The organism is Streptomyces niveiscabiei (genome assembly GCF_001419795.1).
Taxonomy (GTDB): Bacteria; Actinomycetota; Actinomycetes; order Streptomycetales; family Streptomycetaceae; genus Streptomyces; species Streptomyces niveiscabiei.
In genome coordinates this window covers 1-2,376 of record NZ_LIRL01001294.1, presented here as the reverse complement: position 1 = coordinate 2,376, position 2,376 = coordinate 1, and the positions used below count along the sequence as shown (strand labels likewise).

Genomic DNA, 2,376 nt, shown 5'->3' with positions numbered 1-2,376 from the left:
ATCCCGAAGTCGATGACGCGCGGCCCGTCCGCCGCGAGCAGCACGTTCGACGGCTTGAGGTCCCGGTGGACGACCTCCGCGCCATGGATCGCGGACAACGCCTCCGCCACCCCGGCGAGGAGGAGCAGAACGGAGGAGACCGGCAGGGGCCCGTGCTTCCCGACCGCCTCGGCCAGCGAGGGCCCCGCGACGTACGCCGTGGCCAGCCAGGGCTGCGGACCGTCCACGTCGTGATCGAGAACCGGCGCGGTGTAGAACCCCTGCACCCGCCGGGCCGCCGCCACCTCCTGCCGGAACCGCCGCCGGAACTCCGCGTTCTCGGCGAGCTCGGGCCGCACGGTCTTGATCGCGACGGAATGCCCCCCGGCCGTATGGGACAGATACACCGCCCCCATCCCCCCGGCCCCGAGCTTCGCCGTGAGCCGGTACGGCCCCACCATCACCGGATCCCCGGCCTCCAACGCCCCGAAAGCCCCGTCCATCGTTCCCCCGTGATCACGCGCTGTGGGGGACGAGGGTAACCGAGGGCCTGGAGAGCTTGACGACTGCCAGGAGCTTTCTGATGCGTTCGTTCCGTGTAGCGCCGGCGCTACCGGGCTCCCCCCGGTGCCCTTCCATCGTCGCGCCGTCTGCGGGGCGGGAGTTGGGGATGCGTGCGGGGTTAGTTGTCGTTCCGTGCGGAGCGGCGCAGTTCTCGCGGGGTCAGCCCGTACGCCGCGCGGAACGCCCGGCTGAAGTCGGCGGGGCGCAGGAAGCCCCAGCGGGCGGCGACGGCGGCGATGGGGCGGCGGCGGTGTCCGGGGTGGGTGAGGTCGGCGTGGCAGCGTTCCAGCCGGCGCCGGCGGATGGACGCGGACACGGTCTCCCCCTGGTGCCGGAAGAGGGCGTGGAGGGTGCGGACGGAGATGTGGTGGTGGGCCGCGATGGCGGCCGGGTCGAGGTCGGGGTCGCCGAGGTTGTGGTCGATGAAGGCGTTGACGCGGGCCAGCATGGCCTGTTCGCGGGTGTCGGCGGGGAGGGCGTCGTAGGCCCCGAGGTGCTGGGCGAGGCAGGCGGCGGCCAGGTCGAGGGCCGTGGTGCCGAGGCGGCTGAGACCGTGGGGGTCGCAGTCGGGGCCGTAGGTGTCCAAGGAGGTCAGGAAGCGGGCGAGGATCGCGCCCATGCCCGTGTGCGCCGACATCGGCCGGGCGATGAGCTGGTGGACCTTGTCCGGGGGTAACGTCAGCGCGGAGCGCGGCAGTTGCGCGATGACGACCTTGGTGTGGCGGCCCTGGTCGGGTACCGCGCCCTCGAACGGGTGCGAGAGGTCGAAGAGCACCAGGTCCCCGCAGACCAGCCCCGAGTCCTGGCGCCGCTGGCTGATCCACAGCGGGGTGCCGGAGACGAACGTCAGCTGGTACGTGTCCGGGTCGGCCCGCCGGATGTCCGCCCAGGTGCGTTTCAGGTACACGGGCGGACTGGTGAACGTGGCGACGCGTACGACGTCGAGGTCCAGCACCGACGCCAGTGCGGGAAAGCCCGCGGAGGTCAGGCTGGTGAGGGTGAGCGGCGCCAGTTCACGGGCGACCACCTCGCCGCAGAACGGCAGCTGTTCGTGTGCGGGAAGGTCCAGGTTCGAGACGTTCAGCCACATTCGGCACCTCGGATCCGCCGCCCTGCGCGTCGAGTCCGAGTCTGCCGCTCCGGGCGCTGTCAGCGCACCTCCGCCAGCACCCCGTCCGTGAACTCCGGCCACGCCTCGACGGCCCACGGCCCGAAGGCACGGTCCGTCAGCGCCACGCACGCGAGCCCGGCGTCGGGGTCGATCCACAGGAACGTACCGGACTGGCCGAAGTGCCCGAACGTCCTCGGGGACGACGAACTGCCCGTCCAGTGCGGCGACTTGGCCGCGCGGATCTCGAAGCCGAGGCCCCAGTCGTTGGGGTTCTGGTGGCCGTAGCCCGGCAACACGCCCTTCGTACCGGGGTAGTGGACGGTCATCGCCTCCAACACCGTGCGGGGGTCGAGGAGTCGGGGTGCCTGGACCTCCGCGGCGAACCGCACGAGGTCCGCGACCGTCGAGGTGCCGTCCTTCGCGGGGGAGCCCTCCAGGGACGTGTCCGTCATCCCCAGCGGCTCCAGCACCGCCTGGCGGAGGTACTCCGGGAACGGGATGTCCGTGGACTTCGCGATGTGGTCGCCGAGCTGCTCGAAACCGGCGTTGGAGTACAGGCGCCGGTCGCCGGGCGGGGCCATGACCCGGTGCTCGTCGAAGGCGAGGCCGGAGGTGTGGGCGAGGAGGTGGCGGACGGTGGCGCCGGGGGGACCGGCGGGTTCGTCGAGGTCGATCGCGCCCTCCTCGTACGCGGCGCTGGTCGCGTACGAGGAGGGCGCGAT

General features: G+C 72.3%; 3 protein-coding genes. All 3 read right to left on the bottom strand.

Annotation, left to right across the window (positions count from 1 at the left end):
* On the bottom strand, positions 1–482 hold a 482-nt coding region (locus AOK24_RS43275; protein WP_159052215.1), incomplete at its 3' end, for a serine/threonine-protein kinase.
* Positions 483–661: 179 nt separating this feature from the next.
* The gene (locus tag AOK24_RS43270; protein WP_055725317.1) at positions 662–1,633 is read right to left on the bottom strand and encodes a helix-turn-helix domain-containing protein; all 972 of its coding nucleotides are present in this window, start codon (positions 1,631–1,633) and stop codon (positions 662–664) included.
* Positions 1,634–1,692: 59 nt separating this feature from the next.
* Positions 1,693–2,376, bottom strand: a 684-nt coding sequence (locus tag AOK24_RS43265) for a serine hydrolase domain-containing protein (protein ID WP_055725316.1), incomplete at its 5' end; no start/stop codon positions are given.